Source organism: Pseudomonas sp. R1-6 (assembly GCF_051132115.1).
Classification (GTDB): Bacteria; Pseudomonadota; Gammaproteobacteria; order Pseudomonadales; family Pseudomonadaceae; genus Aquipseudomonas.
Window position 1 is genome coordinate 533047 of sequence record NZ_CP071662.1, and the last position, 25484, is coordinate 558530.

The following is a 25484-nucleotide window of genomic DNA, read 5'->3' on the forward strand; positions in this document are numbered from 1 at the left end:
GCAAAAGCCGCGCAATGCGCGGCTTTCAATTTGGTGGGCCCACACGGACTCGAACCGTGGACCAAAGGATTATGAGTCCTCTGCTCTAACCAACTGAGCTATGGGCCCTCAGTAGGCCGCGGATTATAGCGACGGTTTCTCGGCTGTGCTATCCGAAAAATCCGATACGGTTACACGCAGAAACGTTGCGGCAAACTCTTCGGCGCACAGGGGCAGGCTGACAATGTAGCCCTGGATCTGTTCGCAGCCCTCCTCGGCGAGGAATTGTTGTTGGGCCAGGGTTTCGACGCCTTCGGCGATGATGGTGAATTGCATGCTGCGACCCAGGGCGATAATTGCCCGTACGATGGCGGCGTCGTGGGGGTCATCGGGCAGGCCGCGGACGAAGGATTGGTCGATCTTGAGGATATCCAGCGGCAGGCGCTTGAGGTAGCTGAGTGAGGAATAGCCGGTGCCGAAGTCGTCGATGGCCAGTTGCACACCGAGCTTTTTTAACTGGTGCAACACTGCCAGGGCTTCTTCGGCCTGGCTCATGATGAAGTTTTCGGTAATCTCCAGTTGCAATAAGCCCGGTTCGAGATGGTTTTCCCGCAAGAGTTGTTCGATACGACCCAGCAGGTTGGGTTGGCGCAGTTGGACGCCAGCCAGGTTCACTGACAGCGGGCCGAGGCTTTCGTGAGTGCAATTCCATTCGCATAGCTGTCGGCAGGCGGTCTCTAGCACCCAGTCGCCGATCTGCAGGATCATCCCGTTTTCTTCGGCCAGTGGGATGAAGTGTTCCGGGGGCACGTCGCCGAACGTCGGATGGGTCCAGCGAATCAGTGCCTCGGCGCCCACCAGGCTGTTGTCGACCAGGCTGATTTTTGGCTGGAAAGACAACGATAACTCGTTGCGCTCGATCGCCCGTCGCAGTTCGTGTTCCAGCGCCACGCGCTCGCTGGCTTGGGCCGTGAGGTCGCGGGTATAGCTTTCTACCCGGTTGCGCCCCTTGGCTTTGGATCGGTACATCGCCGCGTCGGCATTCTTGACCAGCGTGGCCACGTCGCAGCCATCCTGAGGATACAGGCTGGTACCAATGCTGGCGCTGATGAAAAACTCGTGTTCACCTGCCTGGAAGGGCGCGCCAAAACAGTTCAGGAGTTTTTGGGCGATGTGCTCGGCGTCGCTGGGCTGTTGCAGGCCAGGCAGCAGGATGATGAACTCGTCGCCTCCCAGGCGCGCCACTGTGTCGATGTCCCGTAGCTGCTCGCGCAGCCGTACGGCGATGCCCTTTAGCAGCAGGTCACCGACCGGGTGCCCGAGGCTGTCGTTGATGTGTTTGAAACGGTCCAGATCAAGGAACAACACTGCGCCTTGTCCCCCGTTTTCCTGCTGGCTGTTCAGGGCGGTCAGCAAGCGGCTTTCGAACAAGGTGCGATTCGGAAGGCCGGTGAGCGGGTCGTGGTGTGCCTGGTAATCGAGTCGGGCCTGGGCGTGCTTGAGGCTTGAAATATCGGCAAAAACCGCAACGAAGTGAGTGATTTGATGGCCCCGGTTGCGCACGGCGCTGATGGTTAGCCAGCTGGGGTACAGTTCCCCGTTTTTACGTCGGTTGGAAATCTCTCCTTGCCAATGACCCTCCGCCGTCAGCTGATGCCACATTGCCGCATAGAAGGCACTGTCATGTAGGCCGGAGGCCAGTAAGCGAGGGGTGTGGCCCAATGCTTCGCTTTCGCTATAGCCGGTGATTTCGGTGAAGGCGCGGTTGACGGCGTTGATGTGCTGTTGCGTGTCGGTGATCAGGACGCCCTCGGCGGTGCTTTCGAACACGGTGGCTGCCTGTTGCAGTTTTTCCTGCATGAAGTGGCGCTCAGTGATGTCCCGGGCGATGGTCAGCATGCAATCTTCATTGCCGATGGGCAGGGGACGGCTGGACACCTCGCAGAGCCGGATCTGCCCATCGTTGCGGCGGATATGGCAGCTGAAATCCTTGACGAAACCGTCCCGTTGCAGCAGGTCGAGCATCTGTTTGCGTTCGTTGAGGTTGACCCAGATGCCGAGGTCCAGCGTGGAGCGATCCACCGACAGGGCGCTGTTGAAACCGGTGATGCGACTGAAGCCCTCGTTGACTTCTATCAGCAGGCCGTCGCTTTGCCGGGACAGCAACAGGCCGTCGGGCGAGGCATGAAAAGCCTTGGCGAACTTTTCTTCGGAGGTCTGCAGTTGTTGTTGGGTTTCCTTGAGTTGGCTGATGTCGCGCACGACCACCACCAGGGCGGGGGTGGTGTCGAGATCGAAGGGTTCGGCCGAGATCAGGCCGGTAAACACCTGGCCGTTGCTGCGTCGAAAGGGCATTTCGAGGTTGCGGATGCTGCCGGCCTGCAAACGCTGCAACAGGCTTGGCCCGACGCCTTGGATGCCCCAGATGTCCAGGTCCGTAGTGTTTTTGCCAATCACCTGGTCGGCACTGATGCCGATCTGTTCCTCGAAAGCTTTGTTCACTTCCAGCAGGCAGCCGTCCTGCAGGCGCGCAATCACCAGGATGTCGGGGCACTGGCGAAACACCGAGGCGAATTTTTGTTCGGAAAGACGTAACGCTTCCTCGGTGTGCTTGGCTTCATTGATGTCGATCATCAAGCCACGCATCAGCGGCTCGTGGCCGTGCTGGATGAGGCTGACGATATCCCTGACCCAGAGGCAGCGACCATCAGCGGTGATAACCCGGTAATCGACGCAGTGATCGCGGCCGGCAAGCACTTCGTGGTCGCAATAAGTCTGGGCGCGTATGAGGTCTGCCGGGTGGATGATGTTGCGCCAGAAGCCAGGAATGAGCCAATGGGCGAGAGGGTAGCCGAGCAGCTCTTCGGCGTGGGGCGACACGTAGCTGTAGGTGAAATCGCTGACCCTCGCTTCCCATGCGATGGCCGAAAGGCTCTCGACCAATCCCCGATAATGGTATTCGCTGCTGCGCAGTTCCTGTTCAAGATCGACTCGCCGGGCTATTTCCGAGCTGAGGCGACGATTGATGCGAATCACCACGGCCAGGATGCCGCCCAGCAGAAGCATTCCTGGCAGGCCGTAAAGCAGCAGATCTGACCAGAGTTGACGATAATCGCGCACATTGCCGATCCACTTTTCCTGGATCTCGCTGATTTCGGCTGACGTCATGTCTGCCATCACTTTGTCCAGAATGCCCACGAGAATCTTGTTTTCCTGGGGGACGGCCATCGCCAATTGATACCGGTAAGGCGTTTCCCCGCTTACATAAAGCCCATCGAGCTTGAGCTGGCGCAGGCTCCAGACGCTGGAAGCAAGGTCACCCACCACGGCATCCACCTGATCCGTCGCCAGCGCCTGCAAGGCCGAGCTGACGTTGGGCAGGGCAACCAGATTCAGGTCGGGATGGTGATTGCGCAACAACTCGTGGGGGGCATAGTTTTCCACCACGGCGATCTTCAAGCCGTACAAGTCCTCCAGCCTGCGCGGTTGGGCGCCACCGTGATGGGCGAGGATGACAATCGGGAAATCCAGGTAGGGACGGGTAAAAGCCAGATAATTCTGGCGTTCGGGGGTGGACATGATGCCCGGCAAAAGATCGATTTTGCCCTGTGCGACCTGCTCCAGCACCACGGTCCAGCTCACTGGCTCGATGGGCGTCAATGTAATCGCCAGTCGCTGGCGAATGATATCGACGTAATCGGCGGCCAGGCCTTGGTAGCGCCCCTGATCGTCGCGGAATTCGAACGGCGGCCATGAGGCATCGACACCCAGGCGCAGGTCGGGGTGGTCCTTGAGCCAGCGGCGCTCTTCGTCGGTGAGCGTCAACGCGCCGGCCGTCGCGGTCCATGTCATCAGTGACAGCAAAAGCACGGCCGTCAGTCTGGGCATCACGGTCTCGTCTTGGCTTGGGGAGGATGTTTCGAGTGTAGACGGGCAAAAGGGCGGGGGTGGCAACGAAAGCGTTTTATCTGCGCATAGCAAAACCCCCGGCATGGCCGGGGGTTTTGAAGGTCACTCGTCGAGGAAAGAGCGTAGATGCTCGCTTCGCGTCGGGTGGCGCAGTTTGCGCAACGCCTTGGCTTCGATCTGACGAATCCGCTCACGGGTCACATCGAACTGCTTACCGACTTCCTCGAGGGTGTGGTCGGTATTCATGTCGATGCCGAAACGCATGCGAAGAACCTTGGCTTCACGGGCCGTGAGGCCGGAAAGTACTTCGCGAGTCGCTTCCTTGAGGCTCTCAACGGTGGCGACATCGATCGGCGACTGCATGGTGGAGTCTTCGATGAAGTCACCCAGATGGGAGTCTTCATCATCGCCGATCGGGGTTTCCATGGAGATCGGCTCTTTGGCGATCTTCAGTACCTTGCGGATCTTGTCCTCAGGCATTTCCATGCGTTCGCCCAGCTCTTCCGGGGTTGGTTCGCGACCCATCTCCTGCAACATCTGCCGGGAAATACGGTTGAGCTTGTTGATCGTCTCGATCATGTGCACCGGGATACGGATGGTGCGGGCCTGGTCGGCGATCGAGCGAGTGATCGCCTGACGGATCCACCAGGTAGCATAAGTCGAGAACTTGTAGCCGCGACGGTATTCGAACTTGTCCACCGCTTTCATCAGGCCGATGTTGCCTTCCTGGATCAGGTCGAGGAATTGCAGGCCACGGTTGGTGTACTTCTTGGCGATGGAGATCACCAGACGCAAGTTCGCTTCGACCATCTCTTTCTTCGCGCGGCGGGCCTTGGCTTCGCCGATCGACATGCGACGGTTGATGTCCTTGATTTCAGCGATGCTCAGGCCGGTCTCGGTCTCCAGCGCGCTTAGCTTCTGCTGGCAACGAATGATGTCCGGTTGCAGGCGGGCAATGGCTTCGGCGTATTTGCTCTTGCCCTTGGCCAGTGCATCGGTCCAGCTTTCGTCGACTTCGTGACCAGGGAACTGGCGCAGGAAGTCTGCACGGGGCATGCGCGCATCACGAACGCACAATTGCATGATCGCGCGCTCTTGCTGACGCAGGCGATCCAAGGCACTGCGAACACGCTCTACCAAGCCTTCGAACTGCTTGGGTACAAGCTTGATCGGCATGAACAGCTCGGCCAGCGCCAACAGCTCGGCGATTGCCTGCTTGTTGTTGCGACCATGCTTTTTCAGGGCCTTGCGGGTGATCTCCATCTGGTCGGCCACGGCACCGAAGCGCTGGGCAGCGATGACCGGATCGGGACCGCTTTCGGCCTCTTCTTCGTCATCGCTCGCTTCGGCGTCTTCGTCATCGGTATCGTCGTCAGCCTTGGCGGCTTTCGCGTCGATCGGCGGCGGCACTTCAGCGGCAGGCGGCGCGATGCCGTCGTCCGGGTCGATGTAGCCGCTCAGGACGTCGGACAGGCGGCCACCTTCGGTGGTAACGCGGGTGTACTCGGAGAGAATATGGTCGACCGTGCCAGGGAAGTGCGCGATCGCGCCCATCACTTCACGTATGCCTTCTTCAATACGCTTGGCGATTTCGATTTCGCCTTCACGCGTGAGGAGCTCTACCGTACCCATTTCACGCATATACATGCGCACGGGGTCGGTGGTGCGACCAATGTCGGTCTCGACCGCCGCCAACGCTGCGGCCGCTTCTTCAGCGGCCGCCTCGTCGGTATCGGCGTCGGCCAGCATAAGGGCATCCTTATCTGGAGCAACCTCGAATACGTTGATCCCCATGTCATTGATCATGCGGATGATGTCTTCCACCTGTTCCGGATCTGAAATATCCTCCGGCAGGTGGTCGTTGACCTCCGCGTAAGTCAGGTAGCCCTGCTCACGACCCAATAGGATCAACTCTTTGATACGAGACTGCTGTTGCGCTTTTCCGGACATAACACCCTATCCACTGAAGGTCTTGGCGGGCAAAAAACAAGCCGAGGATTATACCTGAGCTGTGACCTCACGCGCCAGTTGAGGTCGGGTTTGATGCGCAAACATTGCGGCTGAGTAAATCCCGCAATTGGTTTTTCTCTTCGCTGGTCAACTCGCTCTGGCGAGCTTTGCGCAGAAGTTGTTCCAGGTTTCGCTCGCGTTGGCGGGCGGACAAGCTAGTAATGGTGTCGAAAAACTGTTGTTCAAGGTTGTCTCCCTCTATCAGCCATTCCTTCTCGGCCAGCGCCTTCAAGAGGCGCCCCTGCTCGGTGCCATGCCACCGAGCGATCAACTGGAATGAGTTTAGCTTGGGGTTCTTCTGCACGGCTTCAAGGAGTGCGACCAGCAATTGTGTATTGCTGTGGTCCTCGGCGGCAAAATGTCCTGCGTCCTCGACCTTCTCAGCCAGTTGCGGGTGATGCAGCAAGGTGCGCAGGGCGGCCAGTGTTGGTGGTTCGACGGCGGCCGGCACGCGCGGGACACGTGGCTGGTCGCGATCGCCCCGCTTGCCGTTCTTGTCCCAGGGTTTCTTGTCCCATTTCTTGCCGCCACCGGCGGTTTTTTTCGACGTCCATTCCTGCTGAGGCGCGTAATCCTGCTGAGGTTGATGATAGTCGGCGAAATCCGGCATCGCGTCGTAATCGATGCCTGGGTCATACGCTGGCGGTGCTTTCTGCGGAGCGCTGTGCACCAATTGATTCATCGCTTCGTTGTTCAGGCCGGTGATTTCGCTGAGCCGTTGGCGCATGAGTGTGCGCAGGTTGGCACCGGGCACCTTGTCGATCAGCGGTGCCGCGAGAGTGGCCATGTGGGCCTTGCCTTCAAGGGAGCGTGGATCGGCTTCTTCGGTCAGTTGCTGGAAAAAATAATCGGCCAGCGGTTGGGCGTGCTGGTTGATCCGCGCACGAAATGCGTCGGTGCCTTCGGAGCGCACCAGGGTATCCGGGTCCTCGCCTTCGGGCAGGAACAGGAAACGTGCACGTCGCCCGTCCTGCAGGCATGGCAATGTCGCTTCCAATGCGCGCCAGGCGGCGTTGCGTCCCGCCTGGTCGCCATCGAAGCAGAACAGCACGCTGGGCACCACGCGAAACAGGCGCTTCATGTGTTCTTCGCTGGTGGCCGTTCCCAGGGTCGCAACGGCGTTGCGCAAGCCTTGCTGTGCCAGGGCGATAACGTCCATGTAGCCTTCCACGACAATGATCTCGTCGAGGTTGCGGTTGTTCTTGCGTGCCTCGTAAAGGCCATAGAGTTCCTGGCCTTTATGGAAAACCGGGGTTTCCGGAGAGTTCAGGTACTTGGGCTTGTCATCGCCCAGAACCCGGCCGCCGAAGGCGATGATGCGCCCCCGTGTATCGCGGATCGGAAACATCACTCGGTCACGGAAGCGATCGTAGCGCTTGCCTGTCTCGGCGTTCTCGATGAGCAGGCCTGCGTCGATCATGGCGCGCTGCTGGAGCGTGTCGCTGCTCAGGTGTTTGTACAGATTGTCCCAGCCGGGCGGGGCGAAGCCGAGGCCGAAATCCCGGGCAATCTCGCCAGTCAATCCGCGACCCTTGAGGTAATCCACCGCCGCCTTGCGCGCGGGGTGGCTTTTAAGCGCCTGGCGATAAAAGTCCGCTGCCGCCGTCAGCAGCGGATAAAGCGGCGAATCGGTGGGTTGGCGTGGCTTGTGCTGCCGGCCGCTCTCTTCCCGTGGAATTTCCATGCCTGCGGCTTTGGCCAGTTCTTCGACTGCCTGGGGGAAGTCCAGGTTGTCGTGGTCCATGATGAAGCCGAGGGCATTGCCGCCCGCGCCGCAGCCAAAGCAGTAATAGAACTGCTTGTCGGGGCTGACGCTGAAGGACGGGGTTTTCTCTTTGTGAAACGGGCAGCAGGCGGTGTAGTTCTTGCCTGCTTTCTTCATTTGCAGGCGAGAGCTGACCACGTCGACGATGTCGGTGCGGTTCAGGAGGTCGTCAATAAAGCTCTGGGGAATTAGCCCGGCCATGGCGTTCTCATCATCACTGCGCGAAATAGGGATCCGAAACCAGCAGGCATGATCGATTCCAGGTTTCGAGGCACGGCAAAAAGGTGGCTCGACCGGATCGTTTGCTTCATTGCTGTCGGAAGTGTATCTGCCGATTGTCCACTGACGTTAATTACTATCAGTACTCGACTGTATGAATGTGTTGCGCTGAATCCGGTAACGGCCGATCTGGCCACGGATAGCTCATGAGGCGGGCACGCAGGCAGGTGCCTTGGGCTGATCGTCGTTAGAGGAATCAGGGTGTGCTCGTCAGTAGCCTTGGAAGGCTCGTCAGAAGAGACGTGCACCGCTGGCAAAAGAGCCAGGTCTGACGCGGTGAAGCGGGTTGTCTAGGTCGCGTCTGCGACTTTGACGGTGAAGCATCAAGCGTTGTTCCGCAAATGCCATAAGCCCGGCTTGAAGGCCGGGCTTGGCAAGAAGCTTGCGACGGGCGTCTGTGTATTAGTACAGACGTACGGCGCGGCGCTGTTCGCGCTGAACTTTCTTGGCGTGACGCTTAACAGCGGCTGCTGCTTTGCGCTTACGCTCGGAAGTCGGCTTCTCGTAGAATTCGCGGCTACGAACTTCAGCCAGAACACCGGCTTTTTCGCAGGAGCGCTTGAAACGACGCAGAGCTACGTCGAAGGGTTCGTTCTCTTTTACTTTGACGGCTGGCATCCAGAGCTACCTTCATTCATTACCGGGGTCAACATCCTCGCGGCAAAAGAGCACTTGAAGACGTCGGTTTTTAAGGGTTGCGGATGTTAACCCCTCATCGCTCGGAATGCAAAGCCTCTGATCGAAAACCGCTGGTCGGGGCACAACGCGGCGACTATTATGCGCGCCTTCGAATTCAGCCTCTACAAGGCGCAAACCCATGCTAGTACTGGGATTAGAAACATCCTGCGACGAAACCGGCGTTGCCCTCTACGACAGTGAGCGCGGCCTGCTGGCTGACGCTTTGTTCAGTCAAATCGACCTGCATCGCGCCTACGGCGGCGTGGTGCCCGAGCTTGCGTCCCGCGACCACGTCAAGCGCATGCTGCCCTTGATCCGCCAGGTCCTGGCCGAAGCCGACTGTGTGCCGACCGAGATCGATGCCATTGCCTATACGGCCGGGCCGGGCCTGGTGGGCGCGCTGCTGGTCGGCGCTTCCTGCGCCCAGGCGCTGGCCTTTGCCTGGGGCATCCCGGCGCTGGGCGTGCATCACATGGAAGGCCATCTGCTGGCGCCGATGCTGGAGCCGCAGCCGCCGCAATTCCCGTTCGTCGCTTTGTTGGTGTCGGGTGGGCATACCCAGCTGGTCCGCGTGGATGGGATCGGTCAATACGAGCTCATGGGTGAATCGCTCGATGATGCCGCCGGGGAAGCTTTCGACAAAACCGCGAAGATGATGGGGCTCAACTATCCGGGCGGGCCGGAAATCGCACGGCTGGCAACCCAGGGTGTTGAAGGACGTTTCGTCTTTCCGCGTCCGATGTGCGATCGACCGGGTCTGGATTTCAGCTTCAGCGGCTTGAAAACCTTCGCGCTGAACACCTGGCAGCAATGTGTCAGCGCCGGGGACGACAGTGAGCAAGCCCGTTGCGACATCTCCGTGGCGTTCCAGCAGGCCGTGGTAGAGACTTTGACCATCAAGTGCAAGCGCGCGTTGAAGCAGGCCGGGCTCAAGCGTCTGGTTATCGCCGGCGGCGTGAGCGCGAACAAGGCGTTGCGGATATCCCTGGAAAAAATGCTCGGCGACATGAAGGGCGACGTTTACTACGCTCGACCACAGTTCTGCACGGATAACGGCGCGATGATTGCCTTTGCCGGCTGCCAGCGCCTGCAAGCGGGCCAGCAGGAGAGCCTGGCGATCAGCGTGCAGGCCCGTTGGCCAATGGAGCAGTTGTCGCCGCTGTGAAGCGATGTTTAGAAATGCCGTTCGCGCCCGGCGAACAGGTCGCGTAGATTGCCCCGGTGACGCCAGACGATCAGCGCGACGAGCGCTGTCATCGGCAGCAGGGCCGCCGGCTCCTGCCAAGCCAGTAATGGCAGGGTGAGCGGTGTGGCGATCAGCGCGGCTAGCGAGCTGGTGCGGGTCAGGTAGAAAGTCAGTAGCCAGGTGCAGACGGCAAGCAGGGCGGCCGGCGGATACAGGCCCAGCAGCATTCCAGCGGCAGTGGCGACGCCCTTGCCGCCACGAAAGCGAAAGTACAATGGGAACAGATGGCCGATGACGGCACAGACGCCGATCCAGGCCTGTTGCTGTAACGACAGTCCTGCAAGGCTGGCGATCAGTACCGGGAAGAGGCCTTTGCAGAGGTCACCGAGCAGGGTCAGGATGGCGAGTTTTCGTCCGGCCAGGCGTAGCATGTTGGTGGCGCCGGCATTACCCGAGCCACTCATTCGCGGATCCGGACGACCGGTCAGGCGGCTGAGCAAAATGGCGAAGGACAGTGAGCCGAGCAGGTAGGCGAGGATCGCCAGTAACCAAAACATGCTAACCATTCCGGGCGGGGACGCCCTGATTCTAACGGCGCAATGCGCCCTTGTCGTGCTGCGGAGAAGAGTGCTTGGACAGAGTTTTTATCGAAGGCCTTGAAGTCGACACGGTAATCGGTGCCTACGACTGGGAACGAGGCATCCGACAGTGCCTGCGCCTTGACTTGAGTTTTGCCTGGGACAACCGTCCGGCCGCTGCGGGCGACGACCTGACCCTGGCGCTCGATTACGCCAGCGTATCGTCACGCATCCAGGCGTTCGCCGAGCAGGCGCAGTTCCAGTTGGTCGAGACCTTTGCCGAACGACTGGCCCAGGTGCTCATGGATGAGTTCGAAATCACCTGGCTGCGCCTGAAAGTGACCAAGCCTGGCGCCGTACCGGCTGCCAGCGGTGTGGGCGTGGAGATCGAGCGCGGATGTCGCTGACACAGGTTTTCCTCGGGCTTGGTAGCAATATCGAGCGCGAAACCCATCTATGCGCGGGGCTTGAAGCACTGGCCGGTTTCCTGGTGGACATGCGCTGTTCGGCCGTGTTCGAGAGCCAGCCGGTGGGTATCAAGAGTGGGCCTTTTTTCAATTTCGTCTTGTCGGCCTTCACTGACCTGTCGCTGATTGAGTTGGACCGTCGCCTCAAGTTCATCGAGGCCGACAACGGTCGTTATGCACCGGACCGCAAGGGCCTGCCGCTGGACATCGACGTGTTGTTGTATGGCGAGCAGGTAGGCAACTTCGACGGCTTGATCCTGCCGCGTGCCGAAATTCTCAAGAATGCCTTTGTCCTGTGGCCTTTGTCTTTGATCGCGCCGGATCGAATCCACCCTGGCGTGGGCAAAAGCTTTGCTACGTTGTGGGAAGAGGCGCAGATCGACCAGGTATTGGCCCCGGTGGCTTTCCAATGGCGAGGGCAGCAGCTTACGCCGCCGGATCTGCTCTGAGGCGGCGGAACCCCCGGCGAACACGTGGAAACTGGCACGACCGCCTTTAATTCGCTGCTGCTTCCTTGTAGGCCTTCAATGCCCTGAGGCGCTCACGCTTGATTGCCTCACCCAGTTCCTGTCCCTTGAAGCCCTTTTCCAACAGCGGCTGCACCGCCACTGCGCGAGCCGCTGCCGCGGCTCCCCGCAGATAATCAGCCTGTGGATAATTCCGTTCCTCAAGCCCCTTGCGCCCCCGTGCATCCATTTCGCAGGCCATGATGAACTCCTCGAAGCGCTGGGGACGGCGGTACACATCAAAGCTTTGCAACAGTTCCAGCAGCGTAGACGCCTTCAATTCAAGCGCGCGGTGTCCGTGCGTGTGATATTGGCCAACCAGCAGTGCCAATTCCTGACAGTCGCGTGGCGCCTTGAAGCGTTCGTTGACCGCTTTGATCAGCTTCAGCCCCTTGTGCTCATGGGCGATGTGTCTCGGCCATTCATGCTCGGGTGTCAGGCCTTTGCCCAGGTCATGCAGCAGGCAAGCCCAGCGCACGGTCAGCGGTTGCTTGTGCCGTGCCGACTGTTCCAGCACGCTCAGCGTGTGAGCGCCGGTGTCGATTTCCGGATGATGGACTTCGGGTTGTGGAACGCCAAACAGCGCATCCACTTCGGGCATGAGGATTTTTAGGGCGTCGCAGTCGCGCAGTACCTGGATAAATACCTGGGGCTGGCTCTCCATCAGCGCTCTGGAAATTTCCTTCCAGCTGCGTTCAGCCGTCAATGCCTCCAGTTCGCCGGATTCGCTGAGCTGGCGCATCAGCTCGAGCGTCTCGTCGGCCACCTTGAAACCCAGGGGGGCATAGCGTGCCGCAAAACGTGCAACGCGCAAGACTCTAAGGGGATCTTCGGCGAATGCGGGGGAAACGTGACGGAGCAAGCGTGCTTCCAGATCGCGCTGCCCGTGGTAGGGATCGGTGAGATTGCCGTGGTCGTCCTCGGCCATCGCGTTGATCGTCAAGTCTCTGCGGACCAGGTCTTCTTCGAGCGTGACCTCGGGGCTGGCATGGAACACGAAACCACCATAACCTCGGCCGTTCTTGCGCTCCGTGCGGGCCAGGGCGTATTCCTCGCCAGTCTTTGGATCAAGAAATACCGGAAAATCAGCCCCTACGGGGCGAAAACCCTTGGCGAGCATCTCCTCGGCAGTGGCGCCCACCACGACCCGGTCAACGTCGGTGACGGGGATGCCTAGCAGGCGATCGCGTACAGCGCCGCCGACTTTGTAGATCTGCATAAAAAACCTCCGTTGGGCCGACAGGATAAACCTTTATGTCAGACGTTCGGAGGCGAAAGCGTGATCAAAGATGAATGACGGCCAGATCCAGGCGCCCATAATCTCCTTCGGCTTGTTCGGTGCGTGGCGGCACATGATGGGTTTTCATCACTTGATCGCCCTGCAGGGTTTCCAGATGGATGTCGAACCCCCATAGACGATGCAGGTGCTTGAGTACCTCATCCGTTGATTCGCCTAGCGGTTTGCGGTTGTGCTGCTGATGACGCAGAGTCAGTGAGCGATCACCACGGCGGTCGATGCTGTAGATCTGCACGTTGGGCTCGCGGTTGCCCAGATTGTATTGCGCCGCCAGGGTTTCCCGGATGACGCGGTAACCACCTTCGTCATGGATGGCGGGCACCAGCAGGTCATCTTTTTGATCGTCGTCAAGGATGCTGAACAGCTTGAGGTCGCGTATTACCTTGGGCGACAGGTATTGCAGGATAAAACTTTCATCCTTGAAGCTGCTCATCGCGAATTTGATCGTCGACAGCCAGTCCGAGCCGGCGATTTCCGGGAACCAGCGGCGATCTTCCTCCGTAGGGTTTTCGCACATGCGCCGGATGTCCCGATACATGGCGAAACCCAGAGCATAGGGATTGATGCCGCTGTAATACGGACTGTCGAAGCCGGGCTGAAACACCACGCTGGTATGGGAGGTCAGGAACTCCATCATGAAGCCGTCCGTGACCAGGCCCTCGTCGTACAGGTCGTTCATCAAGGTGTAGTGCCAGAACGTCGCCCACCCTTCGTTCATGACCTGGGTCTGGCGCTGCGGATAGAAATACTGGGCGATCTTGCGCACGATACGCACGATTTCCCGTTGCCAGGGCTCCAGCAGCGGCGCATGTTTTTCGATGAAGTAGAGAATGTTTTCCTGGGGCTCGGCCGGAAAGCGTGCGTTGTCCTTCTCGTTGTACTTGTCGGCGCCTTTGGGAATGGTCCGCCATAGGTCATTGATCTGTTTCTGCAGATGTTCCTCTCGATCCTTCTGGCGTCGCCGTTCCTCTTCGGCGGAGATCGGATAGGGTCGCTTGTAGCGGTCCACGCCGTAGTTCATCAGGGCATGGCAAGAGTCCAGCAAGTCCTCCACCGCGTCGATGCCATGGCGCTCTTCGCACTGCATGATGTACTGCTTGGCGAAGACCAGGTAGTCGATGATCGAGCTGGCATCGGTCCAAGTGCGGAACAGATAGTTGCCCTTGAAAAAGCTGTTATGGCCATAACAGGCATGGGCCACCACCAGCGCCTGCATGCAGATCGTGTTCTCCTCCATCAGGTAGGCGATGCATGGGTCGGAGTTGATCACGATCTCATAGGCCAGGCCCATCTGGCCGCGGCTATAGGATTTCTCGGTACTGAGAAAATGCTTGCCATACGACCAATGGTGATAACCCAACGGCATACCGACGGATGCATAGGCATCCATCATTTGCTCGGCGGTGATCACTTCGATCTGGTTGGGATAGGTGTCCAGGGCATAGCGATCCGCGATACGGCTGATCTCGCGGTCGTATGCTTGTATCAGCTCGAACGTCCATTCGGAGCCGGTGGAAATAGGCTGGCGTTTCTGCTCTTTTTTGGCGGTCATGTCACTAACCTGCGCTGGAAGAGTTCACGGAAGACCGGGTAGATATCCCCGGCCGAGACCAGTTGCTGCTGGGCAAACGTATCGGAAAACGCTTCGGCAATGCGTTCGTATTCATACCACAGCGCTTGATGTTCGCGCGGCGTAATCTCGACGTACGTGTAGTACTGGACGAACGGCATGATCTGGTTGATCAGAATGTCGCGACAAATCGGCGAGTCGTCGTTCCAGTTGTCACCGTCGGACGCCTGGGCCGCATAGATGTTCCATTCGTTGGCGGGGTAGCGTTCAGCCATGATTTCCTGCATCAGCTTCAAGGCGCTGGAAACAATGGTGCCGCCGGTTTCCCTTGAATAGAAAAACTCTTCTTCGTCGACTTCCCTGGCGCTGGTGTGGTGCCGGATGAACACCACATCGATCTTGTCGTAATTCCTCTTGAGGAACAGGTACAAGAGGATGAAGAACCGCTTGGCGATGTCTTTGGTGGCCTGCGTCATTGAGCCGGACACGTCCATCAGGCAGAACATGACCGCTTTGGAGCTAGGATTCGGTTGCTTCACCAAAAGGTTGTACTTGAGGTCGAAGGTATCGAGGAACGGCACGCGATGGATGCGCGCGCTAAGACGCTCGATTTCTGCTTCCAAGGCCTGGATGTCGCCGAAATTGTCCGGCTCCTCCTGCTTGAGGCGGGCAAGCTCCTCCTTGGCCTCGCGCAGTTTTGCCCGGCTGCTGCCCGAAAGCGCGATGCGACGTGCGTGGGCTGAGCGCAGGGTGCGGATGATATTGATCCGCGCCGGATTACCCTCATTGCTGATACCGGCGCGCACGGTCTTGAAAGTATCGGTGCCGGTCAGGTTGCGTTTGACCAGGTTTGGCAGTTCCAGGTCCTCGAACATGAATTCAAGGAACTCTTCTTGGGTGATCTGGAAGACGAATTCATCCATGCCCTCGCCGGAATTGCCAGCCTTGCCCGGGCCCTTGCCGCCGCCTCCACCGGGTGGACGAGGGATATGCTCGCCGCTGGTGAATTCCTTGTTTCCGGGGTGTACGACGGTCTGCTTGCCGCCCCGGCCATGGTGAAGCACCGGCTCGTCAATATCCCGGCCAGGGATGCTGATCTGCTCGCCATGTTCCATATCCGTAATGGAACGACGACTGACCGCCTCCTCGACGGCCTTCTTGATGTGGTCGCGGTAGCGCCGCAAGAAACGCTGGCGATTTACCGTGCTCTTGTTCTTGCCATTCAGGCGTCGGTCGATCACATAGCTCATGGGTGCCCTCCGGGCAGCTTCAAGTGGTGAGCTGCAAGCTGCAAGTGGAAGCAGTAACCCGGCTCCAGGGTTCACGCGCTTTCCTCTTGCAGCTTGTCGCTTGCGGCTTGTTGCTGGCTATTGTGATTTACGGACCCGCAGGTACCACTCGGACAGCAGCCGTACCTGTTTGTCGGTATAGCCACGTTCGACCATGCGTGTAACGAAGTCGTTGTGTTTTTGCTGGTCCTCTTTGCTGGCCTTGGCATTGAAGCTGATGACGGGCAACAGGTCTTCGGTGTTGGAGAACATTTTCTTCTCGATGACCACCCGAAGCTTCTCGTAGCTGAGCCAGGTAGGGTTCTTGCCGTTGTTGTTGGCCCGGGCGCGTAGGACAAAATTGACGATTTCGTTGCGGAAGTCCTTCGGATTGCTGATGCCCGCGGGTTTCTCGATCTTTTCCAACTCTTCGTTGAGCGCTACGCGATTGAGAATCTCGCCCGTTTCCGGATCGCGATATTCCTGGTCCTGGATCCAGAAATCCGCATACAGCACGTAACGGTCGAAAATGTTCTGGCCGTACTCGCTGTAAGACTCCAGGTAGGCCGTCTGGATCTCCTTGCCGATGAACTCAATGTACCGTGGCGCCAGGTACTCCTTGAGGAAACGCAAGTAGCGCTCCCGGGTCTCCGCCTGGAACTGCTCCTGCTCGATCTGTTGCTCGAGAACGTACAGCAGATGGACAGGGTTGGCGGCGATTTCGTGGGGGTCGAAGTTGAACACCTTGGACAGGATCTTGAACGCAAAACGGGTGGACAGTCCGTTCATCCCTTCGTCCACGCCCGCGTTGTCCCGGTATTCCTGGATCGACTTGGCCTTCGGATCGGTGTCCTTGAGGTTTTCGCCGTCGTACACCCGCATCTTCGAATAGATGTTGGAGTTCTCCGGCTCCTTCAGGCGCGACAACACAGTGAACTGGGCGAGCATCTTCAGCGTGTCGGGCGCGCAATGGGCCTTGGACAGCGAGCTGTTGAACAGCAGCTTGTCGTAGATCTTCACCTCATCGGAGACGCGCAGGCAGTAAGGCACCTTGACGATGTAGATCCGGTCGATGAAGGCTTCGTTGTTTTTGTTGTTGCGGAAGGTATGCCATTCCGATTCGTTGGAGTGAGCGAGCAGAATGCCGCTGAATGGTATCGCCCCCAGCCCCTCGGTGCTGTTGTAGTTACCCTCCTGGGTGGCGGTCAGCAATGGGTGAAGCACCTTGATCGGCGCCTTGAACATCTCGACGAACTCCATCAGGCCCTGGTTGGCCCGGCACAGCGCGCCCGAATAGCTATAGGCATCGGCGTCGTTCTGTGGGAATTCCTCTAGCTTGCGGATATCGACCTTGCCCACGAGGGCCGAGATGTCCTGGTTGTTTTCGTCACCTGGTTCGGTCTTGGCCACCGCGATCTGGTTGAGGATCGAAGGATAGAGCTTGACCACGCGGAACTGGCTGATGTCGCCGCCGAACTCCGCCAGGCGCTTGGTGGCCCATGGCGACATGATGGTGTTGAGGTAGCGACGGGGAATGCCGAAGTCCTCTTCGAGGATCGCGCCGTCCTCGGTGGCGTTGAAAAGCCCCAGGGGCGATTCGAAGACAGGAGAGCCCTTGATGGCGTAGAAGGGCACTTTTTCGATCAGTTGCTTGAGTTTCTCGGCCAGGGACGATTTACCGCCACCGACGGGGCCGAGCAGATAGAGAATCTGCTTCTTCTCCTCCAGGCCTTGGGCGGCATGGCGGAAATAGGACACGATCTGTTCGATGCATTCCTCCATCCCGTGGAAGTCTGCAAAGGCCGGGTAGCGCCGGATCACTTTGTTGGAAAAAATCCGCGAGAGCCTCGAGTTGGTGGAGGTGTCCAGCAGTTCCGGTTCTCCGATTGCCAGCAACAGACGCTCCGCAGCCGATGCGTAGGCACTGCGGTCTTGCTTGCAGAGTTCGAGGTATTCCTGCAGCGAGTACTCCTCCTGCCGCGTGGACTCGAAACGTTGCTGGAAGTGGCTAAAAATACTCATGACGTCACCTCGCTCGATACGTGGAGCCGGTGTCGGATCAATCAGTCGATGCTGGACAGCCGCTGGGACCCCAGTTGCCGTTTTACCCCCCAGAATGCTTTCAAGAATGCGGCTCCTGAAAGCTGACTCCCGATGATCCGCGCGCCGGTGTACCGGCTCTCCCCTGTTTTGGATGGCCTGAGGCTAAGGATAGTTCGGAATCCGAGAGGTAAAGGTTGAATACGTAATTAGTTGTGGCAGACCGTTCGTCCGCCATCGCCCAAGCCCGCGGTTCTCGTGGGCTTGGGTGTCATAAAAAATTATTCGTGGGTGCCTTGCTCTGTTTCATCAGGATAAACCGTGCGCCACAGCTCAAAGCCGCCGTCCATGCTGTACACGTCACTGAAACCCTGGCTGACCAGGTAAGCCGCTGCGCTTTGGCTGGAGTTGCCGTGATAGCAGACTACGATGGTAGGCGCATCGAGATCAGCGCCCTGGATGAAAGCGTGAAGGGAATGGTTATCCAAATGCTTGGAGCCACTGATATGTGAAGTTGCGTAAGTGGCCGGGTCGCGCACATCGACGAGCACCGCGCCTTGTTCACGCAGGGCCTGGGCCTGCTCGGGGGAGATGCGTTTGAATTCGGTCATGAGGTACTCCTGTGGCCTTGGGCGCAACGCCGGTCAAGCGTCGGTGCCGGCCGGCAATGATGCAATGGTCGATGTATTGGGTCTGGCGTGGCCCTTCTCGTCGCAATCGCAGCGCAGCAACTCGCCGGTGTCGACGTTCATCAGTGTCATCGCGCTGCCCCAGACGCAGCCGGTATCGAGGGCAATAACCCCGGCTTCGTCAGTTTGGCCTTCGAGCGCCGCCCAGTGCCCGAAAATGATCTTCAGGTCGCGGGTTTTGCGCTCCTTGTGCTTGAACCACGGCGCGTAGCCGGGCGGGGCGGTCTCGATGCCTTCCTTGCCCTTGAGATCGAGCTTGCCGTCGCGGGTGCAGAAGCGCATGCGCGTGAAATAATTGGTGATGACGCGAAGACGGGCCGTGCCGGTGAGGTCGTTGTCCCATTTGACGGGTTCGTTGCCGTACATGCCGTCCAGGTAGGGGCCGAACAGGTTGTCGTCGCGCAACGCCTGTTCCACTTCGCCAGCGCACTTGAGCGCTCTGCGCAGCGACCATTGGGGTGGGATGCCGGCATGGACCAGCGCGAGGTTGCGCGCCTCGTCGTAATGCATGAGTTTTTGCTGGCGCAACCATTCAAGCACCTCGACGCAATCGGGGGCGTCGAGAATCTCGCTCAAGGTGTCGGATTTTTTCAGGCGCTCGATGTTTTGCCAGGCGGCTAACAGGTGCAGATCGTGATTGCCGAGCACGCATACCAAAGAGTCGCGGATACCATAGAGGAAACGAAGGGTTTCCAGCGACTGCGGGCCACGGTTGACCAGGTCGCCGACTAGCCACAGCGTGTCTTTGCGTGGGTCGAACGCTACCTGCTCCAGCAGGCATTTAAGCGGGTCCAGGCAGCCCTGCAGGTCACCAACCGCATACGTGGCCATCAGTGCAGCGCTCCGGGCACCGCCAGTCGGAAGGGCTTGATGATCGCATCGAAGCGCTTACCGTCGTCGGCGAGCATTTGGTAGGTGCCCTCCATGGTGCCGACCTTGGTCGTCATCACTGTCCCGCTGCTATAGCTGTGGCTCTTGCCGGCATCGATCAGTGGCTGTTGGCCAACCACGCCTTCACCACGCACTTCTTCTACATGGCCGTCGCCGTTGGTGATGATCCAATGCCGTGACAGCAGCCTGGCGGGCAGCGAGCCATTGTTGCGCACTGTGATGGTGTAGGCGAAGGCGAAGCGGTCGTGCTCGGGTTGTGACTGTTCAGCGAGGAAGCGGGTGGCGACGCTGACGTCGACCTGGTAACGAGGATCGGACATGCAAAAAGGCCTTGAAAGCGGGACGCGGGAAGAACTGAGGGAGTCAGTCTAGGCCAAGTGTCGGGTAGTAAACCAGACCGGCGTACTTCCCGATAACGGCCTCGCATGTCAAATGGCGTTGTCTTTTGGCGCGACCTGTTCACTGAGCTTGTCGGCCAGGCGCACGAAGGCCGCCAGGTCCAGTTGCTCGGGGCGCAAGCTGCCGTCAACACCCGCGGCTTCGATTTCAGCGCTGCTGAGCAGCAGTTTCAACGTGTTGCGCAGGGTTTTGCGACGCTGGTTGAAAGCTTCGCGCACTACGCGTTCCAGCAGGCGGTGATCCTTGGCCGGGTGCGGAAGGACCGCATGAGGTACGAGGCGGACGATCGCGGAATCGACTTTAGGGGGCGGGTTGAATGCTCCCGGGCCCACGTTGAACAAATGGTCGACCCGGCAATGGTACTGGACCATGATCGATAGTCGGCCCCAATCACCACCGCCAGGACCGGCGGCGAGGCGCTCGACCACTTCTTTCTGCAGCATGAAATGCATGTCGCGGATCAGTGCGGCATTGCTCAGCAGATGGAAAATCAGCGGCGTGGAAATGTTATAGGGCAGGTTGCCAACCACCCGAAGGCTGCCCGGCGCGGCGTCCAGGCTGTTGAAGTCAAACTTCAGTGCGTCGCCCTGGTGCAGGTTGAAATTGCTCTTGCCGGCAAATTGCTGGTTGAGAATCGGCACCAGATCCTTGTCCAGTTCCACCACGTCCAGTTGCGCGCCGCTACCGAGCAGGCCTTGGGTCAGTGCACCCTGGCCCGGACCGATCTCCAGCAGGCGATCATCGGGCTTGGCATTGATGGAACGCAGGATGCGGTCGATCACGCCAGCGTCATGCAAAAAATTCTGGCCGAAGCGCTTGCGCGCGCGGTGTTGGTATTGCTCGGTCATAAGTGGGTCTCGGCCATCTGGTAAGCGGTTTCCAAGGCGACTTGCAGGCTGCCGGTGTCGATCCTGCCGCTGCCGGCCAGGTCCAGGGCGGTGCCGTGGTCCACGGAGGTGCGGATGATCGGCAAGCCCAGCGTCACATTGACCGCCGCGCCGAAGCCTTTGTACTTCAGCACGGGCAAGCCCTGGTCGTGGTACATCGCCAGCACCGCATCGCAGTGCTCCAGATATTTGGGGGTAAACAGAGTGTCGGCAGGCAGCGGGCCACGCAGGTCCATGCCCTCGCTACGCAGGCGTTCCAATGTAGGTTCGATGATGTCGATTTCTTCACGGCCCAGGTGTCCGCCTTCGCCGGCATGGGGATTGAGCCCACACACCAGGATTCGTGGCCGGGCGATGCCGAATTTTTCCTGAAGGTCGGCGTGCAGTATGCGCGTGACCCGTTCCAGGCGTTGCGGTGTGATCGCGTCGGCGATATCTCGCAAGGGCAGATGAGTGGTGACCAAGGCTACGCGAAGGCCGCGCGTGGCGAGCATCATCACGACTTGCGAGGTTCGGGTCAGGTCTGCCAGGAATTCCGTGTGTCCGGAAAACTGAATACCGGATTCATTGATGACACCCTTGTGTACCGGGGCGGTGATCATCCCGGCGAAAGCCCCATCCAGGCAGCCTTGGCCGGCGCGGGTCAGGGTTTCCAGAACAAACGCCGCGTTTGCCGTATCCAATTGACCGGTGACGACCGGGGCGCCAAGGGGCGTATCCCAGACATACAGGCTGCCCGCAGGCGCCGGGGCATCGGGCCAGGCGTCTGGCGTAACCAACCGCAGATCGACGGCCAGCCCCAGTTGCGCGGCCCGCTCGAGGAGCAGGTCGCGGCTGGTGATGGCAATCAGGGGGTGAGGCTGGGCTTGCGAGGCGAGCAGCAGGCACAGGTCGGGACCAATGCCGGCAGGCTCGCCGGGGGTCAGCGCGAAACGCTTGGGTTTCACTGCGCGGCCTGGTCTGCACCAGGGAGTTTGATCTCGACGTAGGCTTCGTCGCGAATCTGGCGAAGCCAGGTTTGCAACTCTTCGTCGTATTTGCGGTTACGCAATACCGTCATCGCCTGTTGCTCGCGCGCCTGGGTGGTACTGTCCGTGGCGCGACGGCCAAGGACTTCCAGGACGTGCCAGCCGTAAGGGCTCTTGAACGGCTTGGACAGTTGGCCCTGGGGTGTTTCGGCCATGACCTGGCGGAACTCGGGGACCAGCGCATTCGGGTCGACCCAGTTCAGGTCGCCACCGTTAAGGGCGGAACCCGGGTCTTCCGAGAAGCTTTTGGCCAGATCGGCGAAGTCTTCGCCGGCGGTGATCCGCTCGTAGAGCTTTTCGGCCAGGCGCTTGGTCTCGGCTTCGCTACGGATCTCGCTCGGCTTGATCAGGATATGGCGGACATGTACTTCGTCGCGCACCTGGGTGCCGCCGCCGCGTTTTTCCAGCAGCTTGAGGATGATGAAACCACCTGGAGTGCGGGCCGGCTGGGTGATGTCGCCCACGGCCATGGCGCTGAGCTCGCGATCAAACGGAGGCGGCAATTGAGCGGCTTTACGCCAGCCCATGTCACCACCTTCCAGGGCGTTCTCACTGCCCGAACGCGCCACGGCCATCTGGCCGAAGTCAGCACCTTGCTTGAGCTGCTGGTAAACATCCATCGCCTGGCGATAGGCACTCTGAATCGCTTCGGAGTTGGCGCTCTCGGGGGTTGGGATCAGGATGTTCGCCAAGTGCAGTTCTTCAGACAGCTGCATCTTGCCCAGGTCGGAAGCGAGGAAGTTCTTCACTTCCTGCTCGGACACCTGGATGCGCTCGGCCACGCGTCGCTGACGTACGCGGCTGATGACCATCTCACGGCGGATCTGGTCGCGGGCGTCATCAAAGGACAGGCCGTCGCGAGCCAGGGCGGCGCGGAACTGATCGATGGACATGTTGTTGCGCTGGGCAATGGTGCCGACGGCCTGGTTCAGTTCCTCATCGGTGATGCGGATACCGGAACGTTCGCCAATCTGCAGCTGCAGGTTTTCGACGATCAGGCGCTCGAGCACCTGTTGGTCCAGCACGCCCGGTGGTGGCAAGCCGCCGCCACGCTTGGCGATGGTTTGCTGCACTTCATGGACACGCTGGTCCAGTTGGCTCTGCATGACCACGTCGTTGTCGACGATGGCCACGACCTTGTCGATGGACTGTACCGCAGCGTTCGCTGCGGTACCCAGGAACAGCGCGCCCAGCATCAGCGGGCGCAGACAATCAGAAAGCTTGGTCTTCACGTTCACGATAACCTTGAATGCCTTTGTCGAGGAAACTCTCTACTTTGGCGCCGGTAAGGCCGCCGAGTCCCTTCAGAACAATTTGGAGGAAGACGCCGTGGTCGCCTTTTTCGTTTTGCGGGGCGGCTTGACTGAATTCTTCATAGTCGACCCAGTAACGGTTGATCAGGCGCAGTTTCCAGCAGCAGCTGTCGTATTCGAAACCACCGAAGGCTTCCAGGGTACGGTTGCGGTTGTAGTCATATTGCCAGCGGCTGATGGCGTTCCACTGCGGCACGATCGGCCAGATGATCGAAAAATCGTGCTGCTTGATCTTGTAGTAGTCCTTCACGTAGTTCGGATCGCCCGGACGGCCATAGTCGCCACCGCCCACTTGCCATTGGCCGGTGGATTCGTCATAGCGGACCTGGTCGTTGCGATAGCGATAACCGGCGTTGATGACCTTGTTCGGGTTGTCTTCAGGCTGGTAGTGGAACATCGCGCTGCCCGAACGGGGGCTGCGGGTGTCCGGATCCCAGTTGTAGGTCGCCGTGGTGCGCCAATCGCGGTTCCAGCGATATTCGTATTCCAAGGCATACGGGGAAACGTCGGACTTGGCGTCTTCACGTGTCTTGAAGTCGATGCCTGGCAGTTGGACTTCACGATCCTTGAAGTACAGGGCCTGGCCGACGCTGATGCGCTGACGCTCGAACCCGTTTTCTTCGATCCAGCGACTGGTCACGCCAAGGGACAGTTTGTTTTCGTCGCCGACACGGTCGGAGCCGGTGAAACGGTTATCCCGGAACAGCGAGGAGTAGCTGAAGGTCGATTCGCTAGTGTCGAACACGGGGATATCGCTCTGGTCCTTCTCCGGTACATAGAGATAGAACAGGCGGGGCTCCAGGGTCTGGCGATAGTTGGTGCCGAACCATTGGGTGTCGCGGTCGAAATACAGGCCACTGTCGATGCTGGCGATTGGAACACCACGGCTCTGGCTGCTGCTGTAGGTGCCGCGCAGGCGATCGGCCTCGGCGTTCTGCGCAGCGACCTGAGATCTGCCCCTGCTATCCAGGTCCAGGTCATATTGTGTGTACTGGTACTTGAGCGACGGCTTGATGTAGCCATAGCTTGCGGTCATCGGCAGGCTCATGACGGGTGCCAGGTTCAGCCGGTCGCCGTTAGCCCTGGCCAAGCCGCGGATGTTGTTATCCAGGAACGGCTCGGTGTTGCCGTCTTCATCGGTGTAGTCACCGGTGCGCAAATCACGATCAAACCGCACCAGTTCGGTCTTGTACGCGAAATCCAGTCCATACGGATGTTCGGGCAGCGAGCCATTGAAGGTGATCTGAGGCAGGCGGTTATATGGCGTGATCTTCGAAATCGTCGCCATCTGGTAAGCCTGGGCATTGAGCCGAGCGGTGTAGTTGTCGCCGCGATAGCTGACAGCGCCTTGCTGGTTCACGTAGTCCCGCGACTCGACGCCGATCTGATCGGTCTGCAGATCCTGGAAATAATACGGATCGCTGATCTTGGTGTAGTCGACTTCTGTCAGCACGCGCGAGTCGAGGCCGCCCTTGTGCTGCCAGTTGTACATGTAGCGGGTCTTGTCGTAGTCGCTCTGCCCACTGCGCTCATCGTCTTCGTCGTTGAGGTACGCGGCGCCGAACTGGCCTTCGCTGGACTTGGTCAGGTAACGGAACTCGCCTTCCATCAACAAGCCGCGCTTGCTCATATAGCGTGGGTACAACGTGGCGTCGTAGTTCGGCGCCAGGTTGAAGTAATACGGGGTGACCAGCAGGAAGCCGGTATCGCTGCCGCTGCCGATGGTCGGCGGCAGGAAGCCGGACTGACGACGGTCGTCGATCGGGAAATAGATATAAGGCGTGTACAGGACCGGGAAGTCCTTGACCCGCAGCGTGACGTTGGTCGCGGTGCCGAAGCCCGTGGCCGGGTTCAAGGTGATGTTGTTGCCCTTGAGTGTCCACGCGTTGCTGCCCGGTTCGCACGTGGTGTACGTACCGTCCTTGAGGCGGATGATCGCGTTTTCGGCGCGGCGGGCGTACAGCGCGTTACCGCGGATGCGCGACTTGTGCATCACGTATTCAGCGTTGTCGACCTTGGCTTCACCGGTGTCCAGCTGCACGTCGGCGTGGTCGCCGACAATCAGCGCGCCGTTGTCGCGGACCCGCACGTTGCCGTTCAGCTCGCCACGGTTCTCGGCCTGGTACAGGCTGGCCTCGTCGGCTTCGACCTGCATGCTGCCCTGGCGCATGACCACGTCGCCGGCCAGGGTCGCCACCTGCTGCTCCTGCTCGTAGCGCGAAGCCTTGGCGCCCAGGAAGGTCGGCGCGTCGCTCTTGGCGGTCTTGTCGTTCATGCCCGGGCGCGTCGGCTCGATGTACGCGCCAGCGCAGTAAGGACCGGTTTCAGCCAGTTGAGCGGGCGTGAGGTTCTCGCGCGGAACCCAGTCCAAGTGACTGTAGTCTTCACTGCGCGTCTTCAAGCCGCGGCCCTTGGCTTCGGTGACGAGCATCGGCTTGTCGCCGGCCACCTCGCCCGAATCGCTGTCGGCCGGTGCGCTGCCGCTGTCGGCAACCGCGCTGCCTTCATGCACGGGGCGTGGCGGCAATGCAGCGGCCGGCGTCTTGGGTGAACAGTCCCAGGCACCCGAAGCGGAGACGGAACAGTCATACTGTTGCGCCGCAACGACGAATGAAGAGGCCAGGGGTTGCAGGGCCAGCAGACTGCCGGTAACCAGCAACGGAAATTTTTTACGAAACGCGGGGGATTTCAATGCCATCTTATTAGTCCGGGCTTCCTGCGTGCCATCTGCCCGCGGTGTGGGCC

General features: G+C 59.5%; 19 protein-coding genes and 1 tRNA gene. 3 read left to right on the plus strand and 17 right to left on the minus strand.

All coding sequences use genetic code 11. The annotated features are described in order from the left end of the window. Nucleotides 1–31: 31 nt before the first annotated feature. From J3P81_RS02405 to rpsU, 5 genes are all read right to left on the minus strand, one after another. Nucleotides 32–108, minus strand: a tRNA-Ile gene (locus J3P81_RS02405). 15 nt (nt 109–123) lie between these two features. Then, nucleotides 124–3867, minus strand: coding sequence for a bifunctional diguanylate cyclase/phosphodiesterase (locus J3P81_RS02410; protein WP_434561981.1), 3744 nt, complete (start codon nt 3865–3867; stop codon nt 124–126). A gap of 123 nt (nt 3868–3990) precedes the next feature. Further along, a complete protein-coding gene (gene rpoD, locus J3P81_RS02415) occupies nt 3991–5838 on the minus strand; it encodes an RNA polymerase sigma factor RpoD (protein ID WP_420764887.1) in 1848 nt (615 codons plus the stop codon). Nucleotides 5839–5905: 67 nt separating this feature from the next. Further along, on the minus strand, nt 5906–7864 hold the full coding sequence (gene dnaG, locus J3P81_RS02420; protein ID WP_434561984.1) for a DNA primase: 1959 nt from the start codon (nt 7862–7864) through the stop codon (nt 5906–5908). A 480-nt stretch (nt 7865–8344) separates the two neighbouring features. Continuing rightward, on the minus strand, nt 8345–8560 hold the full coding sequence (gene rpsU / locus J3P81_RS02425; RefSeq protein WP_002551877.1) for a 30S ribosomal protein S21: 216 nt from the start codon (nt 8558–8560) through the stop codon (nt 8345–8347). Between the two features lie 199 nt (nt 8561–8759). Between rpsU and tsaD the strand changes: the two genes are divergently transcribed. Continuing rightward, a complete protein-coding gene (tsaD, locus tag J3P81_RS02430) occupies nt 8760–9785 on the plus strand; it encodes a tRNA (adenosine(37)-N6)-threonylcarbamoyltransferase complex transferase subunit TsaD (protein WP_434561986.1) in 1026 nt (341 codons plus the stop codon). A gap of 8 nt (nt 9786–9793) precedes the next feature. Here the strand turns inward: tsaD and plsY are convergent, their stop codons facing one another. Next, nucleotides 9794–10363: a glycerol-3-phosphate 1-O-acyltransferase PlsY gene (gene plsY, locus J3P81_RS02435; protein ID WP_420764884.1), complete on the minus strand. Its 570-nt coding sequence runs from the start codon at nt 10361–10363 to the stop codon at nt 9794–9796. Between the two features lie 74 nt (nt 10364–10437). On the opposite strand from plsY, the gene folB reads away from it, so the two are divergent. Both folB and folK read left to right on the plus strand, forming a co-directional pair. Continuing rightward, nucleotides 10438–10791: a dihydroneopterin aldolase gene (gene folB / locus J3P81_RS02440; protein ID WP_420764883.1), complete on the plus strand. Its 354-nt coding sequence runs from the start codon at nt 10438–10440 to the stop codon at nt 10789–10791. Beyond that, nucleotides 10782–11300, plus strand: coding sequence for a 2-amino-4-hydroxy-6-hydroxymethyldihydropteridine diphosphokinase (folK, locus tag J3P81_RS02445; RefSeq protein ID WP_420764882.1), 519 nt, complete (start codon nt 10782–10784; stop codon nt 11298–11300). Before folB ends, folK begins: the two co-directional genes overlap by 10 nt. A 46-nt stretch (nt 11301–11346) precedes the next feature. Here the strand turns inward: folK and J3P81_RS02450 are convergent, their stop codons facing one another. The 11 genes from J3P81_RS02450 to J3P81_RS02500 all read right to left on the minus strand — a co-directional run bounded on the left by J3P81_RS02450 (nt 11347) and on the right by J3P81_RS02500 (nt 25437). Then, nucleotides 11347–12576 (minus strand): multifunctional CCA addition/repair protein, encoded by a 1230-nt coding sequence (locus J3P81_RS02450; protein ID WP_434561988.1) that lies wholly within the window; start codon nt 12574–12576, stop codon nt 11347–11349. 64 nt (nt 12577–12640) lie between these two features. Next, complete coding sequence (locus J3P81_RS02455) at nt 12641–14206, minus strand: SpoVR family protein (protein WP_434561990.1); 1566 nt, start codon at nt 14204–14206, stop codon at nt 12641–12643. Further along, nucleotides 14203–15474, minus strand: a complete 1272-nt coding sequence (locus J3P81_RS02460) for a YeaH/YhbH family protein (protein WP_420764879.1) — start codon at nt 15472–15474, stop codon at nt 14203–14205. Before J3P81_RS02460 ends, J3P81_RS02455 begins: the two co-directional genes overlap by 4 nt. Nucleotides 15475–15591: 117 nt before the next feature. Beyond that, nucleotides 15592–17514 carry a PrkA family serine protein kinase gene (locus J3P81_RS02465; RefSeq protein ID WP_420764878.1) on the minus strand — a complete coding sequence of 641 codons (1923 nt, stop codon included), beginning with the start codon at nt 17512–17514 and terminating at the stop codon, nt 15592–15594. Nucleotides 17515–17813: 299 nt separating this feature from the next. Next, nucleotides 17814–18143, minus strand: a complete 330-nt coding sequence (gene glpE, locus J3P81_RS02470; protein ID WP_420764877.1) for a thiosulfate sulfurtransferase GlpE — start codon at nt 18141–18143, stop codon at nt 17814–17816. A 33-nt stretch (nt 18144–18176) separates the two neighbouring features. Beyond that, on the minus strand, nt 18177–19052 hold the full coding sequence (locus J3P81_RS02475; RefSeq protein ID WP_434561992.1) for a symmetrical bis(5'-nucleosyl)-tetraphosphatase: 876 nt from the start codon (nt 19050–19052) through the stop codon (nt 18177–18179). Further along, entirely contained in the window at nt 19052–19432 is a 381-nt protein-coding gene (apaG, locus tag J3P81_RS02480; RefSeq protein WP_434561994.1) for a Co2+/Mg2+ efflux protein ApaG, read from the minus strand. The genes J3P81_RS02475 and apaG overlap by 1 nt, the downstream gene beginning before the upstream one ends. Nucleotides 19433–19540: 108 nt before the next feature. Continuing rightward, the gene (gene rsmA, locus J3P81_RS02485; protein WP_420764874.1) at nt 19541–20359 is read right to left on the minus strand and encodes a 16S rRNA (adenine(1518)-N(6)/adenine(1519)-N(6))-dimethyltransferase RsmA; all 819 of its coding nucleotides are present in this window, start codon (nt 20357–20359) and stop codon (nt 19541–19543) included. Beyond that, nucleotides 20356–21345, minus strand: a complete 990-nt coding sequence (gene pdxA / locus J3P81_RS02490) for a 4-hydroxythreonine-4-phosphate dehydrogenase PdxA (RefSeq protein WP_434561996.1) — start codon at nt 21343–21345, stop codon at nt 20356–20358. The genes rsmA and pdxA overlap by 4 nt, the downstream gene beginning before the upstream one ends. Continuing rightward, entirely contained in the window at nt 21342–22658 is a 1317-nt protein-coding gene (gene surA / locus J3P81_RS02495; protein WP_434561998.1) for a peptidylprolyl isomerase SurA, read from the minus strand. The genes pdxA and surA overlap by 4 nt, the downstream gene beginning before the upstream one ends. Further along, a complete protein-coding gene (locus J3P81_RS02500) occupies nt 22639–25437 on the minus strand; it encodes an LPS-assembly protein LptD (protein ID WP_420764871.1) in 2799 nt (932 codons plus the stop codon). The genes surA and J3P81_RS02500 overlap by 20 nt, the downstream gene beginning before the upstream one ends. Between the last annotated feature and the right edge of the window lie 47 nt (nt 25438–25484).

What these genes read in the sequence shown, in the direction of transcription:
- J3P81_RS02410 (WP_434561981.1), bottom strand. Translation starts at nt 3,867, where the DNA reads ATGCCCAGACTGACGGCCGTGCTTTTGCTGTCACTGATGACATGGACC.
- J3P81_RS02465 (WP_420764878.1), bottom strand. Translation starts at nt 17,514, where the DNA reads ATGAGTATTTTTAGCCACTTCCAGCAACGTTTCGAGTCCACGCGGCAG.
- tsaD (WP_434561986.1), top strand. Translation starts at nt 8,760, where the DNA reads ATGCTAGTACTGGGATTAGAAACATCCTGCGACGAAACCGGCGTTGCC.
- J3P81_RS02455 (WP_434561990.1), bottom strand. Translation starts at nt 14,206, where the DNA reads ATGACCGCCAAAAAAGAGCAGAAACGCCAGCCTATTTCCACCGGCTCC.
- folK (WP_420764882.1), top strand. Translation starts at nt 10,782, where the DNA reads ATGTCGCTGACACAGGTTTTCCTCGGGCTTGGTAGCAATATCGAGCGC.
- rsmA (WP_420764874.1), bottom strand. Translation starts at nt 20,359, where the DNA reads ATGACCGAGCAATACCAACACCGCGCGCGCAAGCGCTTCGGCCAGAAT.
- J3P81_RS02500 (WP_420764871.1), bottom strand. Translation starts at nt 25,437, where the DNA reads ATGGCATTGAAATCCCCCGCGTTTCGTAAAAAATTTCCGTTGCTGGTT.
- rpsU (WP_002551877.1), bottom strand. Translation starts at nt 8,560, where the DNA reads ATGCCAGCCGTCAAAGTAAAAGAGAACGAACCCTTCGACGTAGCTCTG.
- glpE (WP_420764877.1), bottom strand. Translation starts at nt 18,143, where the DNA reads ATGACCGAATTCAAACGCATCTCCCCCGAGCAGGCCCAGGCCCTGCGT.
- apaG (WP_434561994.1), bottom strand. Translation starts at nt 19,432, where the DNA reads ATGTCCGATCCTCGTTACCAGGTCGACGTCAGCGTCGCCACCCGCTTC.
- J3P81_RS02475 (WP_434561992.1), bottom strand. Translation starts at nt 19,052, where the DNA reads ATGGCCACGTATGCGGTTGGTGACCTGCAGGGCTGCCTGGACCCGCTT.
- J3P81_RS02450 (WP_434561988.1), bottom strand. Translation starts at nt 12,576, where the DNA reads ATGCAGATCTACAAAGTCGGCGGCGCTGTACGCGATCGCCTGCTAGGC.
- dnaG (WP_434561984.1), bottom strand. Translation starts at nt 7,864, where the DNA reads ATGGCCGGGCTAATTCCCCAGAGCTTTATTGACGACCTCCTGAACCGC.
- J3P81_RS02460 (WP_420764879.1), bottom strand. Translation starts at nt 15,474, where the DNA reads ATGAGCTATGTGATCGACCGACGCCTGAATGGCAAGAACAAGAGCACG.
- plsY (WP_420764884.1), bottom strand. Translation starts at nt 10,363, where the DNA reads ATGTTTTGGTTACTGGCGATCCTCGCCTACCTGCTCGGCTCACTGTCC.
- rpoD (WP_420764887.1), bottom strand. Translation starts at nt 5,838, where the DNA reads ATGTCCGGAAAAGCGCAACAGCAGTCTCGTATCAAAGAGTTGATCCTA.